Origin of the sequence: Chryseobacterium sp. SG20098, assembly GCF_031844745.1 — a bacterium.
GTDB lineage: Bacteria > Bacteroidota > Bacteroidia > Flavobacteriales > Weeksellaceae > Chryseobacterium > Chryseobacterium cucumeris.
This window is the reverse complement of record NZ_CP134622.1, coordinates 3,980,765-3,995,524: the sequence shown is the minus strand read 5'-3', so window position 1 is coordinate 3,995,524 and position 14,760 is coordinate 3,980,765. Positions and strand designations below refer to the sequence as shown.

Annotated in this window: 16 protein-coding genes and 1 tRNA gene; 5 read left to right on the top strand and 12 right to left on the bottom strand. The window is 34.9% G+C overall.

Features of this window, described 5'->3' with window-relative positions:
- Positions 1-409 precede the first annotated feature (409 nt).
- Together RHP76_RS18375 and RHP76_RS18370 are read left to right on the top strand one after the other, a co-directional pair.
- The gene (locus RHP76_RS18375; RefSeq protein ID WP_311228740.1) at positions 410-937 is read left to right on the top strand and encodes a hypothetical protein; all 528 of its coding nucleotides are present in this window, start codon (positions 410-412) and stop codon (positions 935-937) included.
- Positions 934-1,998: a hypothetical protein gene (locus RHP76_RS18370; protein ID WP_311228739.1), complete on the top strand. Its 1,065-nt coding sequence runs from the start codon at positions 934-936 to the stop codon at positions 1,996-1,998. Before RHP76_RS18375 ends, RHP76_RS18370 begins: the two co-directional genes overlap by 4 nt.
- A 166-nt stretch (positions 1,999-2,164) precedes the next feature.
- On the opposite strand, the gene RHP76_RS18365 is transcribed toward RHP76_RS18370, so the two are convergent.
- The 7 genes from RHP76_RS18365 to greA all read right to left on the bottom strand — a co-directional run bounded on the left by RHP76_RS18365 (position 2,165) and on the right by greA (position 8,089).
- Positions 2,165-2,238: transfer RNA gene (locus tag RHP76_RS18365), tRNA-Met, on the bottom strand.
- A gap of 44 nt (positions 2,239-2,282) precedes the next feature.
- A complete protein-coding gene (locus RHP76_RS18360) occupies positions 2,283-3,575 on the bottom strand; it encodes a TlpA family protein disulfide reductase (RefSeq protein ID WP_311228738.1) in 1,293 nt (430 codons plus the stop codon).
- A gap of 61 nt (positions 3,576-3,636) precedes the next feature.
- On the bottom strand, positions 3,637-3,849 hold the full coding sequence (locus RHP76_RS18355; protein ID WP_062672466.1) for an Fjoh_0651 family PID-CTERM protein: 213 nt from the start codon (positions 3,847-3,849) through the stop codon (positions 3,637-3,639).
- Between the two features lie 5 nt (positions 3,850-3,854).
- Positions 3,855-5,843: a T9SS type A sorting domain-containing protein gene (locus RHP76_RS18350; protein ID WP_062672464.1), complete on the bottom strand. Its 1,989-nt coding sequence runs from the start codon at positions 5,841-5,843 to the stop codon at positions 3,855-3,857.
- A gap of 74 nt (positions 5,844-5,917) precedes the next feature.
- Positions 5,918-7,105, bottom strand: a complete 1,188-nt coding sequence (gene clpX / locus RHP76_RS18345; RefSeq protein WP_311228737.1) for an ATP-dependent Clp protease ATP-binding subunit ClpX — start codon at positions 7,103-7,105, stop codon at positions 5,918-5,920.
- Between the two features lie 66 nt (positions 7,106-7,171).
- A complete protein-coding gene (locus tag RHP76_RS18340) occupies positions 7,172-7,561 on the bottom strand; it encodes an HIT family protein (protein ID WP_047429226.1) in 390 nt (129 codons plus the stop codon).
- 57 nt (positions 7,562-7,618) lie between these two features.
- Positions 7,619-8,089 (bottom strand): transcription elongation factor GreA, encoded by a 471-nt coding sequence (gene greA, locus RHP76_RS18335; protein WP_034695856.1) that lies wholly within the window; start codon positions 8,087-8,089, stop codon positions 7,619-7,621.
- Between the two features lie 109 nt (positions 8,090-8,198).
- Between greA and RHP76_RS18330 the strand changes: the two genes are divergently transcribed.
- The 3 genes from RHP76_RS18330 to RHP76_RS18320 all read left to right on the top strand — a co-directional run bounded on the left by RHP76_RS18330 (position 8,199) and on the right by RHP76_RS18320 (position 11,039).
- On the top strand, positions 8,199-8,654 hold the full coding sequence (locus tag RHP76_RS18330) for a hypothetical protein (protein ID WP_062672459.1): 456 nt from the start codon (positions 8,199-8,201) through the stop codon (positions 8,652-8,654).
- A gap of 9 nt (positions 8,655-8,663) precedes the next feature.
- Positions 8,664-9,113 (top strand): D-aminoacyl-tRNA deacylase, encoded by a 450-nt coding sequence (dtd, locus tag RHP76_RS18325; RefSeq protein ID WP_120233595.1) that lies wholly within the window; start codon positions 8,664-8,666, stop codon positions 9,111-9,113.
- Positions 9,114-9,380: 267 nt separating this feature from the next.
- Entirely contained in the window at positions 9,381-11,039 is a 1,659-nt protein-coding gene (locus RHP76_RS18320) for a S8 family peptidase (protein ID WP_288441324.1), read from the top strand.
- Between the two features lie 87 nt (positions 11,040-11,126).
- Here RHP76_RS18320 and RHP76_RS18315 read toward each other — a convergent pair whose 3' ends face one another.
- The 5 genes from RHP76_RS18315 to RHP76_RS18295 are packed head-to-tail and all read right to left on the bottom strand — an operon-like array spanning position 11,127 to position 14,751.
- Positions 11,127-11,639, bottom strand: a complete 513-nt coding sequence (locus RHP76_RS18315) for a hypothetical protein (RefSeq protein WP_062672154.1) — start codon at positions 11,637-11,639, stop codon at positions 11,127-11,129.
- A gap of 60 nt (positions 11,640-11,699) precedes the next feature.
- Positions 11,700-12,239, bottom strand: coding sequence for a hypothetical protein (locus tag RHP76_RS18310; protein WP_062672156.1), 540 nt, complete (start codon positions 12,237-12,239; stop codon positions 11,700-11,702).
- 54 nt (positions 12,240-12,293) lie between these two features.
- Positions 12,294-12,998: a DUF1361 domain-containing protein gene (locus tag RHP76_RS18305; protein WP_216445419.1), complete on the bottom strand. Its 705-nt coding sequence runs from the start codon at positions 12,996-12,998 to the stop codon at positions 12,294-12,296.
- 6 nt (positions 12,999-13,004) lie between these two features.
- A complete protein-coding gene (locus tag RHP76_RS18300; RefSeq protein ID WP_311228736.1) occupies positions 13,005-14,375 on the bottom strand; it encodes a DUF4153 domain-containing protein in 1,371 nt (456 codons plus the stop codon).
- A 55-nt stretch (positions 14,376-14,430) separates the two neighbouring features.
- Positions 14,431-14,751: a hypothetical protein gene (locus RHP76_RS18295; protein WP_288441321.1), complete on the bottom strand. Its 321-nt coding sequence runs from the start codon at positions 14,749-14,751 to the stop codon at positions 14,431-14,433.
- Positions 14,752-14,760: the final 9 nt, after the last annotated feature.

Genomic DNA, 14,760 nt, shown 5'->3' with positions numbered 1-14,760 from the left:
ATAGACTATTTTTATATTGGAATTATGATGTGAATAAAGAAAAAAAACAGATTGAGACCTGGAATCAGAGAGTACAAAAAAAGTAGCTTTTTATTACTATTAGTTTTAGTAATTTGTTTATTAGTAAGATATAGATTGTATAACAGTTTAATTCCAAGTATTGTTTACGAAGTAGTAAACCCAAGACAACTACAAGGTATTTTTAATTTGTTGTTTTACTTAGGGCTAATAATTCAAACTATATTAATTATTTCAATAGTAATTAGTTATAAAAAAATGAAAATTCAAGATTATATAATAGTAGGATTATCATTATTGTTCCTAGTACCTTTCGTTATTCTAATATTAAACATTGGATAACATACTTAATAGATAAACGACTTTACAACCTTAAAACAGCAGTTTTTAGATGAAAAAATTCATGTTCATTGCCGTTGTTAATATATTTCTGATTTCTTGCAATAAAAATAAAGAAGTAAGCTCAAATCAATCTAATCCTTTTAAAAAAGAATTAATACACTCAATAAATTATGTCTTGGATTCAACCTATTGCAGAGGAGGAAAAGATAGAATGTTGCAAGTAAGGTATCAAAAATATGACAATAAAGATTTTATACAAGTGGCTTCTGTATATGATTATAGCACTGATTCGCTATTTCATTGCACTGAATATAAAAACAATCTTGTTGTATTTTATAACAAAGAATATTTTGAAAAGAAAATTAATCAAAACAGTATAGAAAGAGACACTGTTTTGAAAAAATATGAAAATTTCAATAGCAAATATAGTGGTGGGGTGATTTCTGAAAAAAGATGTTTTGAAATCTTTCAAATTCAAGGTAATCAGTTTTTAAAAACTTCGCATGACTCTTTTTACTATAATAATCTTTTTGCTAATCCTCCAATGTTAGAACCAGCACCTCCACCAACAAAATGATGAAAAATATATTTGTACTTATAACTTTGCTAATTTTATCTGCTTTATCAAGAGCACAAGAAAACCATTTCTATAATGATTCTTATCAAACATTAGATAATATGCTTGTTGACAAACAGCCTTACAGTTTTAAATCAGCGGTTTTTAGCGTTGAAAATGCGTATTATCAGGGTAAGTTAAACACAGAAGAATTAAACCGTAAAATTGCATTTCTTACAAAGTTTTGTAATCAGATAATTGTGAACAGAAAATTGCAATATTCAGAAAAAGATGAAGCAACTGTAAGTAAGTATGCTTCAATATATACGATAATATGCCAAGCTACTCCTGTAATTATTGGAAAGGATACGCTGAAATATAAACCATTCACCTATGATTTTGAGGATGTATTCGGTCATAAAGAATTGTCTAATCTATTTGTTTCAAAATTGTTAGACACACAGAAAGGAAACTGTAATTCCATGCCTTATCTATACAAAATTATTGCAGAAGAATTAGGAGTGGATGCTAATTTAGCACTTGCTCCAAATCACATTTACATTAAGCATAACATTAAATCAATAGGCTGGTTTAATACAGAGCTGACAAGCGGTATTTTTCCACAGGATTCTTGGTTAATGGCTTCGGGGTATATTCATTTAGATGCTATCCAGAATGGTGTCTTTATGAAGGCATTGAACAATAAAGAAAGTCTTGCATTGCTGTTAGTTGATTTAGCAAATGCTTATGAAAGAAGTTATCCAGAAAATGATGGAAGCTTTTCTTTGAAGTGTGCTGAAAGAGCAATACAGATTCACCCTTATTTAGCAAATGCTTTGATATTACAGGCTGAAACTCATAAGAAGCAATTTCAAAGACTAATGAAAGAGCAAAATACTAAAGATATTCAGTCTATATTATCCAATCCCAAAGCAAAAGAACTATTTGATTTGATGAATAAGGAATATGCCCACATTCATAAAATTGGCTATCGTAGTATGCCTGAAGAAATGTATTTAGACTGGTTGGTATCTTTAAAAACTGAACGATCTAAATATGAAGATAAAAGATTACAAAAGTAATTAATGAATTATAATAGCTAGATTTTGTATTTCCACTTTCAAATATATTGCAGTTGCTGATGTTAGAGAAATGCAATAAAATTAGTTTAAAATAACTTACCGTACATCTACCGTACAAATTAAAAACCGCAACTATTGAAAATCAATTAGTTGCGGTTTAATTTTGTAGCGAAGACGGGAATTGAACCCGTGACCTCAGGGTTATGAATCCTGCGCTCTAACCAACTGAGCTACCTCGCCGTTTTGGTGGTGCAAATATAGAAAATATTTCTTTACCTCCAAAATTATTTTACCTTAAAATATTCTAAAACATCACCAACATGATCTGGCTTGCTGATTATCTTATTGTTAGCGTCCAAAATAAAATACGTCGGAGTTGCATGAATATTATATAAATCTGTGTAACTACTGTTCCATCCTCTCAATTCTGAATCATTCACCCAAGGAAATGCAGCAATTTTTTTGGTATATGAATTCTTATCCACATCTAAAGAAAGCCCTACAATCTGAATATTTTTCGATTTCAGATCATTATATTTTTCCAAAAGTTTTGGAAGTTCACTTTCACAGTGTGAACATGTGGATGACCAGAATACCACCACCTTTTTATCGGCCTTTATATCGTGTAAAGATTTTGCAGTGGTATTAACAGGTGACTGGAACTTATAATTAGGGAAAATAGCCCCCATTTCAATGTTTGCATTCGATTTCAATGTAGAAGCAAGCCTGTCAGTAATGGTACATTTAAGATTTTTAGCTAGAGACAGATATTTGCTCTTGTATTCATCCATCTGATAGACATCAAAAATATCAATCAATTCTGACAATACAGTCTGCCCTCTTGGAGTTTCTACTTTTAAACGATCCAGCAATTTATCAACAGATGCTGTAACATTGGCATTTCCTCCCGAATTCAGATAAGCTACTAATACAGGTCTCAATAACGATGAGCTTTCAAGCATATCATTTGATTTGTCAAGAAAGTTGATTATTTCTTCCTGATCTACTTTCTTCGTTGAATCGGGTGAATTGGAAAGAAACTTGCTGTAATTCGTATTATAATAAGCAACAAACGGATGTTGTGCAGCATCAATAGATCCTGAAGCACCGGAAAGTCTGTCAATTTCTGTTTTCAGAGCTTTTCCAAAATCTGTATTGTCTTTGTAATATTCTTTGATTTGTGCTAAAGCTGGTAAAATAAGCTCTTTCTTTTGGGAGCCTTCCTGTTGTTTGCTCATCAGATTATTGGCATCATCCAGATAAATAACATCTTTTACTTTGTTATTCTGAATATCCAATTTAAAATTGACATTCTTATTTTCAGAAATAAAGCTTACGGTATTATTAGAGCCAGGAAAATAGACTTTCATCATCCCCATATAATGACCCGGATATTTAAAAGTCCATGTACTATTCTTACTCTGTTCTTTAGTAACAATAATATCTTTTGATCCGTTAAGTGTATATAGAATAGCATCCTGGTCTTTAAAATCTGCCGGAGTCTGAATTGTAACAGTAAATTGAGCCTTTAAAGCAAATGCAGCCAAAACCGCTGATAGCGTATAAATCTTTTTCATAAAGTAAAAATAAAAAAACTCCCTGACTAATCAGAGAGTTTAATATTATTTTAATAAAATTTTATGCTTTTACGCTTTTGTACTTTTTTGTAAAGTAAACAATAAATCCTATTGCTACGATACCCAGTACATATACATACATATCAATTGGTGAGGCAGGTGATCCGGTACCATTTCCTCCATTTCCTCCTCCTCCTGGGATTGGTGGAGCGGCATTTGCTAAAGATACAGCAAATAGGAAAAATGCCAGGACTAGTTTATTAATAGTTCTCATGTGGTTTATTTTAAGATTTTAGTGTTAACAGTTTCTCCCTTATCAGAAACGATTTTTACAACATATGAATTTTTAACTGAGCCATCAAGCTCGATTACAAAATCTCTGGATGTTTCAACCGCTTTTTTAGAGATTACCAGTTTACCGCTCATATCATAAACTTGAATGTCTGCTTTTTTCCATTTTGGATCAAATCTAACAATGTAATTTGTAATAGATGGATCATAAACAACAAGTGTTCTGGAAACACTAGGAGTTGTTTTATTAGTAGCTAAAGTATTATTACTTGGCTCACCATAATACAAGTTAGCTTCTTCATTTGTTACAGCTACAACATCTCCCTGCTTAGCCTGTACTAAATTTCCATTTTCCGCTTTATAGTAGAAACCAATTCCTGAAGATAACTGGTGTGCACCAGCAGGAATAAGTTCTGCATTTTCTCTGATCTCGAACTTATAAGATTTAACCTGATCAAGCTTGTAGTTAACTAACTTAACATTTTTACCTTGGAAGTTACCCTCATTAGCTTCGTTAATATATAACCAATAGTTCGTATAATTATTATCATATCCGCCATTCAATGCTTCTTCGTAAGTACCGATAATTCTGGTACCTGCTGAAGCCTGAACTGTCGTGGCAGTAGAAACCTGGTGTCCTGTTGTAAATGATGGAGAAACCACGTAGTACGTTCTGGAAATCTCATTACCATTAGCATCAAGACCAATTACCCCAAGCTGCTTCACTGTACTGTTTGTACCCTTACCAGCCATTTTAGCTGCATTTACACCATTTGGAGTACCTGCTGTTCTTGCGGTTGATTTGAATCTTCTCAGTGTATTAAAGTCTAAAGTCTGAGCTGTATTATCTCTTAACTTTATTTTAAACGACTGCATTGGTTTGATAACCATTTTATCCAGGTTCACATCCCCAACTGCCGGAGCAACCCCGTCACCTGTAGCCACATAAGTAACCACCTGAGCACCTGTAGCATAAGTAGAGCCTCCAGGAAGTGTCACAACAGTACCAGGGTTGTATTCAATACCCCAGATATTTTTTACTGCATTTCCGTCTGATCCGGTAACACTTTCAGTATATCCAATATTAGATAAATCTAAATTGGTAAGGAAGGGGTTACCAAACTGATACCAGTTCTGACCAAATGTTCCAGCCCATGCGCTTGTAGTAAACTCAAAACTGTCATCTAAATAAGTGTTGTACTTTTCGTTGTAAGAATTCACAGCGTTACCACCAACCCCGAATACGACATTAGAAGGTCCCAAATTAGATTTCCCCGCATTCTGCAATGTTACAGTTCCAGCTAAGGGAGCATATGGTTTCCCGTTAATATTGAAAACAGTTGCTGCACCTGCAGGAGCACTTGGATTCCAGTCGTTATTGGTAACTTTCAGCATATAGTATCCTGAACCATCAGCAGTAGTAGATGCTAAATTTGTAAAATGTGCAGAAACTGCATTAGCGTTATCCCACTTTAGAATAGGGTTGCTGCCGGTTCCTGTTCTTTGGGTATTGAAAGTTTTCCCAAGTTCTGCAGATAATGAATTGAAAGCTTTACCCGAAAAAGGTAACGCAACTTGTTGAAAATAATTACCGGAACCATGACTTGTAGTTCGGTATTCTTTGGTTACAATACCTGTAATGTTGGACTGGGATAGTCCGTCGATGTACAACTGTCCATACGTGGAAGTAGCAAAAGAAGCAGGGGTATTAAGTCTTAAGATGATATTTCCGCCGTCAGTCTTATCAGAACCGGCAGCATCAATTGTCTTAAAAGCATCTGTACCAGATCCTACAACCATGATATTTCCATGCACGTCCAAAAGGCCATTACCCTTTGTTTGTACACCTCCACCGCTATAAACTAGGGTGCCTTCGCTCACATACATATTAGCATTAGTGTCAACATGACATAGTATCTGCGCCTGAACAGAATAACTAATTGCTAAAAGACCTATAGCAAATAAACTTTTTCTCATTGTATAAATTATTTGTGTGTTAATACAATCTTCACCCGCAAAGGTATTATTATTTTTCTTAAAAAAAAAATATTTTATCTATTAATCAAAACATTATCTTCATTTAAGATGATATCTTTCTCCTCTCCTATTGAAAACATATAGTCTTCTAGAACTTTTTCGGTGGTCCCTCTAAGCCCTCTTGCACCTAATCCTTTTTCAATAGTTTCCTCTACGATTTTTTCAATGGCTCCGTCTGTGATAACCAAATTTGTGCCATCCATTTTGAAAAGTTCCACAAATTGATTCACAATAGAGTTTTTAGGTTCCTTCATGATTCTTACCAACGTCTCTTTTGTGAGTTTATCGAGGTAAGTGATGATTGGAAATCTTCCTAAAAGTTCCGGAATTAATCCGAAAGTACGAAGGTCAATTGCATTAATATTTGTTAATATATATTCGTCTTCGTCTGTTTTATTGATTTTTTCAGAGCTGAAACCAATTGCCTGCTTGTTCATTCTTCTTTCGATGATCTCTTTGATCCCGTCAAAAGCTCCACCTGCAATAAATAAGATGTTTTGGGTATTTACCTGGATATATTTCTGATCTGGATGCTTTCTTCCTCCTTGTGGCGGAACATTCACAATACTACCTTCCAACAGTTTTAATAATCCCTGCTGCACGCCTTCTCCTGAAACGTCTCTTGTAATACTTGGATTGTCTGATTTTCTGGCAATCTTATCAATCTCATCAATGAAAACAATTCCTTTTTCAGCTTTTTCCACATCATAATCTGCTACCATCAAAAGTCTTGAAAGGATACTTTCAACATCTTCTCCTACATATCCGGCTTCTGTTAAAATAGTAGCATCCACGATACAGAAAGGAACATTCAGTTCTCTTGCAATAGTTTTTGCCAGAAGCGTTTTACCCGTTCCTGTCTCTCCTATCATGATAATGTTTGACTTTTCAAGCTCTACTTCTCTGTTTTCGTCCTGAGCGTGAACCAATCTTTTATAATGGTTATACACAGCAATGGAAAGTTGCTTTTTTGCCTGATCTTGTCCGATCACATACTGGTCAAGAAATTCTTTGATCTCTTTTGGCTTTTTAAGCTCTTCCATACTATTAGCAGGTGAATATCCTGTTTTTGATGCACCATCTTTTACGATAGCATGTGCCTGCTCTATACAATTTTCACAAATAAAACCATTCTGCCCAGAAATCAGCATCTGTACTTCATTTCTTTTTCTGCCACAGAAAGAACATTGGTTGGAATTCATATGATATAATATATGTATATGTTAAAGAAAATCGTAAAAAATTACTTTTTTACGATTTTCTGGTTGTTAAGAATTAATAATTGAGTGTTGAATCTCTGTATATTCTTCGTTCGTTAATTTTAATCTTTCATTTCTGAAATTCATGTCTTCCATCTTATTTAAAGGAATCAGATGGATGTGTGCATGAGGAACTTCAAGTCCTACCACTGCTACTCCTACTCTTACACATGGAACTGCAGTTTTGATCTTCTTGGCTACCTCTTGGGCAAATCCCCAAAGGTTTTTGTATTCTTCACTTTCAAGATCAAAAATCAAATCCACTTCTTTTTTGGGTACTACTAAAGTGTGTCCCTTCACTAAAGGCATTGCGTCTAAGAATGCAATAAAGTTTTCATTTTCTGCAATCTTATAAGAGGGAATTTCGCCATTAATGATTTTTGTGAATATAGTGCTCATTTTATCAGAAGTTTAGGTTAGATATTTAGAAGTTCAGAAATAGAAAGGAGTATCAGACTATAAAGAGATGTCTAATACTTCGAAAGACAGTTTGTTTCCGTTAGGTAAAGTAATTTCAGCAATTTCGCCAATAGCTTTTCCTAACAATCCTTTTGCGATAGGTGTGTTCACAGAAATCTTTCCTGTCTTCAGGTCGCTTTCGTTATCCGGTACCAATGTAAATACCTGCTCTTGCTTGGTAGCATTGTTTTTAAGTTTCACTGTTGTTAAGATTGAAACTTTTGAAGTATCTAATTGGCTTTCGTCTATAATTTTAGAAGTAGAGATAACATCTTTCAGCTTGGAAATTCTCATTTCAAGCATCCCCTGAGCTTCTTTAGCTGCATCGTATTCTGCATTTTCTGATAAATCTCCTTTATCTCTTGCTTCTGCGATCTGCTGAGTAATTTTGGGTCTCTCCACAGTTTCCAACTGTTCCAGCTCAGCTTTCATTTTCTCTAGGCCCTCCTTTGTAACATAGCTTGCCATAATTTTCAAAATTTAGTTTTAGTATAAAAAAATAATCCGACATTTGCCGGACAATGTTTTCGTGTTGTAATCGTTTAATTTTTACAAATATATAAAAATTTAAATTGAAATGAAAAAAACTTTTTCAATCTTATCCATTTTCATTTTATTGATTTCCAGTAATTTAACTATAAACTCATGTGGAAGCAGAGAAGATACCGTGAACTGTTTCCCCAATGTTCCTATTAATGTATCTCTTAATTTAAATCTGCCTGCTTATTATGCTTTAAACAATATCAACGGCTGGATTTATGTCAACGAGCAACAGTCAGGGACAAGAGGATTGATTATTGTCCGGACAGCAAACGGATTTAAAGTCTATGACAGGAATGCCCCACATCTATGCCCCGATAGCAATACAACCCTTGAGGTAAAAGATAATATTGCCATTATATGTCCACAGGATAATACAAGATGGATATTAAGTACAGGACAGCCGGAGTCTGGAGCCCAAACGTCTCTTCCTCCCAAAACTTATCCTTACAATTACGACGCTGCAAGTAAAACTCTAAATGTTTATTATTAGAAATACAAGATGAAGATCGTTATACAAAGAGTCTCCGAAGCCAATGTAAAAGTGGACGGAAAAATTGTTGGAGAAATCGGGAAAGGGCTTATGCTGCTGGTAGGTATAGATGAAAATGATGAAAAGCCAGATGCGGACTGGCTTGTACAAAAGGTTTTAAACCTGAGAATCTTTGGAGATGAAGATGACAAGCTTAATCTTTCCGTGAAAGATATTTCAGGAGAAATTCTTTGTATCAGTCAGTTTACATTGATTGCAGATTATAAAAAAGGCAACAGACCTTCTTTCATAAAGGCTGCAAAACCGGATAAAGCGGTGCCACTTTTTGATTATTTTAAGGAAGAAATCACCAAATCCGGATTAAAAACAGAAAGCGGAGTTTTCGGAGCAGATATGAAGGTTTCCCTGATCAATGACGGACCCGTTACTATTGTTATGGATTCTATCACCAAAAACTAAGCAGGAAAAGACAAATGTGTAAAATACACCCGATACGCTTCAATTTATGAAGCGTATTTTTTTGATGAGTAAGTATCAAATATCTGCTCTTAAACCTCATAGGTTTTGAAAACCTTTGAGGTAATCACTCAAAAACAAAAAAATCCCTTATATAAAAGAAAAGAGTAAAAATTTAAAAAATAAAATCACAAAAAAGTGATTTGTTTTCATTTTATTATTATTTTTGATATAAATCAAAACTGATTTACAACCATTTAACAAAATTATATGAAAACAAAAATCAACCTTTTCGCATTATTTGCGTTCTGCTCTACTCTGTCTTTCGGACAGGACAGTCAGCCAAAAATGGCTAATGATCAAAATTCAATTATTTACGTCTGCTTTTCAAAAGGCATTAATTCAGAAAAAACGGCTTTCAGCAGAAACGCTGATCTGGAACGATTCTCAAGAGAAAATCACATCTCATTTAAGTATGATCTGGACTTTACAGACAGCAAACTTGATGAAATGGCCAGAAGCAGCAAAGCCATCGGTAATTCCGGAGAGTCTGTGGAAAAGCTGAAAAGAATCTATAAGGCTGATATTCCTCTTCAAAATAAAGAAGTTTCAGAAAAAATTATCCGTACTCTTGAGAGATTTCCTGAAATAGAATATGTATCTGTAATGAGTGCCGAGCCTATTGAACCTCCTTTGGTAAATGCTTTTGTGGCGACTCCTGATCTGGAAAGCCTGCAGACCTATCTGAATGACAATCCGGGAATCAATGCCAAATACGCATGGTCAAGAGGAATCACAGGGCAGAATATCCGTGTGCGCGATGTAGAATATGGTTTCTATAAAACTCACGAGATGCTGTCTAACCAAAATTCAATTCAACTTGAACCCGGCTACTCTCCTAATGCAGGATTGGCCAATAATAACTATCGTGACCATGGAACTGCTGTAGTAAGTATTTTAGGTTCTATAAAAGACAATATAGGACTTACCGGAGCTGCTTATAGTGCTTCTGAAATAAAAGGTTATATGGAATGGACTACGGTGGGATACAACCGAGCTTCTGCTGTAAGCAGATCTATCAATGCATCTCAGGCCGGAGATATTATATTATACGAAATGCAGACTGGTGGAAAAGACGGTCAGTATTGCCCTGCGGAATATGATAAAGTAATCTGGGATCTTACAAAAGCTGCTACTGATTCAGGAATTATTATCATTGCAGCAGCGGGTAATGGAAATCAGAATCTGGATGACCCGTTTTATGCCACCTATCTTGCGAGAGGAAACAGCGGTGCTATCATTGTAGGAGCAGGATCTCCTAATACTACCCATTCGAAATTAAGCTTCAGCACTTTTGGTAGCAGAGTGGATGTTCAGGGTTGGGGAAGCAGTGTGATGGCTGCCGGTTATGGATCTTATGCGAAATACGACAATGACAACAACAGAACTTATAATTATTTCAGTGGTACAAGTTCTGCAACACCGGTGGTTTCTTCTGCTGCTATTTTAATCCAGTCTTTCTATCGCCAGACTACAGGTCAATATTTAACACCTTCGGCGATGAAAAACCTTTTAATTTCAACAGGAATTCCTCAGGGAGGAACAGTGACGGGCCAAAAGATCGGACCTCTTCCTAATGTTAAAAATGCTATCCTTCAACTGGAAAGTAATTTTGCAGCACCTGTTAAGACTTTACCATCATTAGAGGTTAAAATTTATCCTAATCCATCCAGCAGTTCCATTGCTATTCAAAGCAGTGAAAATAAAAAACTGGATGTAGAGATTATTAACCTTCAGGGACGTACAGTGATTAAAAATTCCGTTCTACCGAATGAAAAGATTGATATTTCGCAACTTCCTACAGGACAGTATATCATCAATATTAACGAAGGCCAGAGGAGAGTTGTTGAGAAATTAACCAAATTCTAGAATACAAGATTTTTTATACATTTATTTCACATCAAACCCTCTTTCAGAAAAATAAAAGAGGGTTTTTATTATCAATTTTTATTGATTTTATTTTGCCGGAACGCTGCTGAAATTAAGCGCTACTTTAATGTTCATATCTGAAGAAGTCTGATTCTTCAATTCATAAACGGTTCTTACCGTTAACCCTGAACTTTTTACAATTTCGTCCAGGAATCCTGTATCATTAAGATCAAGATTTAAGCTGGAAGAATTGGTGGAGATATTGGAACGTGAAGCTACTAATCTTTCTCCTGTTCCGTTAGAAGAAACGTATATTTTAACCGTTTTGAATGCACTCAGATTTCCTCCGGAAGGAGATGCCACAGAGATTTTCGCATCTGAAATTCTTACATCTTTAATTTTTGCATTATTATTTCCTCCGAACCAGGTCTGTACATTGGTAGCCGTTGCAGTGGAAGAAACTTCTTTATCCGCAGGAACTCCTGTAGACACTAAAACATTCGTTGTGTAGGGAAATGTATTCTGAACCAGCGACTGTACAGTTCCGCAACTTACAAGTACAGCTGAAGCGGCCATTGCTGTTAGAACTATATTTTTCATAATTTTAAATTTTAAACTTCAAAGTTTAGTTTGCAGAAATTGTACCAAATTGGTTGGGTCTTATTCCACAGTTACCGTAAAACTTCCTTTGGTATTTCCCGAAGCCATGTTACTTTTTCCGATAATCAACCATACTTCACCTTGTCCGGGAGTATCATAAGTAATTTCTCTTCCAAAAGGTCCGTCGTAGTTCCCGTTTGGAAGTCTGATCTGATTGAAACGGATATTAAAATCTTTCTCTTTTGTTGAAATTTTCGCTTTGATATTGGGACGATCATAACGGGTCAGTTTTAAAATCAAATCCTGATCATCCTTTGTAAATTCTTCTCCAATTGTAAAAGGCAACTGGTTGGCATCTGCCGTTCTTATGATCTGGCCGTCTTTTTCATCTCTCATTACGCCTTTGCGCAATACTTCCTTAGTGACCGGAGCGTTGTTAATAATTGAATCTTTTTTCCTTGATGCTACAGAATCTTTTTTTACCACAGAATCAGGCATTTCTGTTACCACTGTAGAGTCCTTATCCGCGACATTTGTCACAGCAGGTTCTTTTTTACAGGCAACAATTATCAAAGGAATTAACAATAAGCTTTTTTTCATAATAATTAATTTTAAGAATGGATCAGCATCTATTATGCTGAGCTCATTGAAATGCTAAAATTGTTCCAATCCGTTGAATGTTTTATTTTCCGTTTGTAATTCTTTTTCATCATTTGTTCCTGCCCATTTAAATGTAAAGTACATAAAGTTGAGCAATACTCCCATCAATAGAGTAACACCCCACGTTTTGGTATATTCCATAGGATAGATGAATCTCACCACAATATCCGAGAAGAGACCAAAGGGATTGTTGAGAACATCCCAGCTGTTCCATCTCAGAAAACGGCCAAGATAGACTCCAAAGCTGCTCATAAAAAGAAAAAGGACAACTAACCCGCTGATGATATTTCTATTCATATAATCAGAAAGCCTCTTTTCAATATCATGAAGACTTATAAAGCCACAGATCAGTCCTGTCCAGGCATAGGAAAGAATCACAATGAGGTCATACCAGATCGGTATCTCATTTCTTGCTCTGAGGTGAAAAAGATCTGTAAGAATGTAGGGAGAATTGGGAAAGAACAATATCCACACTATTACTATAAGGATCAATGAAGTTTTGCTTTTGATATTAAAGGCAAGAATAAAAGAACTTAGTAATAAAGGAATCCACGCAAGAAAAAGATTCCAGTTGAGAAACAAAAACACTTTTGTATCGCTGATATAATATCTGAAAGCTGAAAGGCTAAAACAGAATATGGTCATCACTATCAACAATAGATTAATTTTAAATCTAGAGGATTCCACTAAGTTTTTCATGATATTTTATTTGATGGTATGATAATATATGATCTTTGAAAGGAATGTTTTGGATGTTTCATTTTTCACTTTATCCTGCAAGGTCTTTTTAAGTTTCTGATCATTTTTTTCATCCGCATATTTAAGAAGTGCTTTTTCACTAAAATTAATGGAGGTTACATGATAATTGACCGCAAAATCCTTTCGTTTCATATTCTGGGAAGTAATAAAACCACCCCAGTTGAAGTAACTGCACGCGAGAACAGTTCCATAAAAAAACCAAATCATTGTATTGATAAGGAAAATGTTTCTTTTCTGTTTTTGGATTTTAATATAAGTAAGGACCAGGCCAACTAACGATAACAACAGAAAAGCAAAAACCCCCAACCTTTTATAGGTGAATGCATAATTAACAATATACTCATAGTTTTTAAGGGCTGCGGAAACCACAAGAATAGCATTTAGGAATATCCAGATTTTGGCTAAGATTTTCAACAAACCTGCTTTTGGATCAAAATTAAATCCGGCTTTAAAATAAAACATGATCACCAAAATAGCCATGACAATAGACATGATTACTGCATTTACTCTTTCATGGGTTTCTTCTGAAAGCTGAACCGGTGTTTTTATGGCTTCATAAAACTGTTCATAATTGTAAGTAATAATAAAGAATACCAATAAAACATTCAACAAGACAAAAGAGATTACTCCACTCATTCGTTCTGCAGCAAGGTCAAGAAAAGAATAAGTAGCCTTTGGAACCCGGGAATCTTTGCGGAAATCATTATCCAGAACATGATTATTTTTGTAAATGAGTTTTTCCACCGCATAATTCCAATAATTAAAAGCAATAAAAAATCCTAAAACCGAAAGACAGAATACCTGCCAAATATTAAGATCCAACTCATAATCTGTGAAAAAGGCTGCAAAATGATCACTTCCTGCAGAGTAAATTCCAAAGAAAACGGAAACCAGCACCAGCGGGATCAAGATGAAAGCGAATGTCTTTTGCCATAATCCTGGAATATTCTTCTTAGGCAGCCATTCATCAAAACTGAAAAAACGGCAGAATGAAGTACAGCAGTTTACTATAAAAACCGGAATTAAAAAGAGAATCTTCAACCTCTTGTTCTTCGATTTATATCCCAGCAAAAGCAGTGAGCTTACCACCGCAATAAAGGATGGAAAATCTCCGAACCAGGCAAATGCAATACTGGACAGGATACTTGTTCCAAAAAGTGCATACAATGTTCTTGTTTTATTTTTTTTCGGTGTTCTAAACAGTGTTAATACGGCATAGACAATTCCAAGAATTCCAAGATTCAGCCCAACATCCTGAGCATAAAAGACAATGACAAAGAGAAGGGCTGTAAGAAATATATAATGATGTGTTTTCATGAGGTTTATTATTTAAAAATTTAAAGGATTGAAAGGATTCAAAGGATTGAAAGATTTAAATTTTGAGAACCGCTTCCAACCAGGGAAACTGTGTCATTATATAGAGGTATAAGGTTGTAATCGGAATATTGACAAGCAGGAGAAGGACCGAATTACCAGAAGCTTTCTGTTCTGAAACATCAGTAAGATAAATAATCAACTCGTGCAGAAGGATAAACATATTAATCACGGCACTTACCAATACATAATAAAAGCCAAGCTCAAGAAGAAATTCTGCTCTTATCAACCAAAATGCAAACAGCAGAAGGGTTCCCAGCAGAAAAGAAACAATGAATGATCTTTTCCCTAGCGGACTGAATTTTATTTTTCCCATCATCTTTAGTTT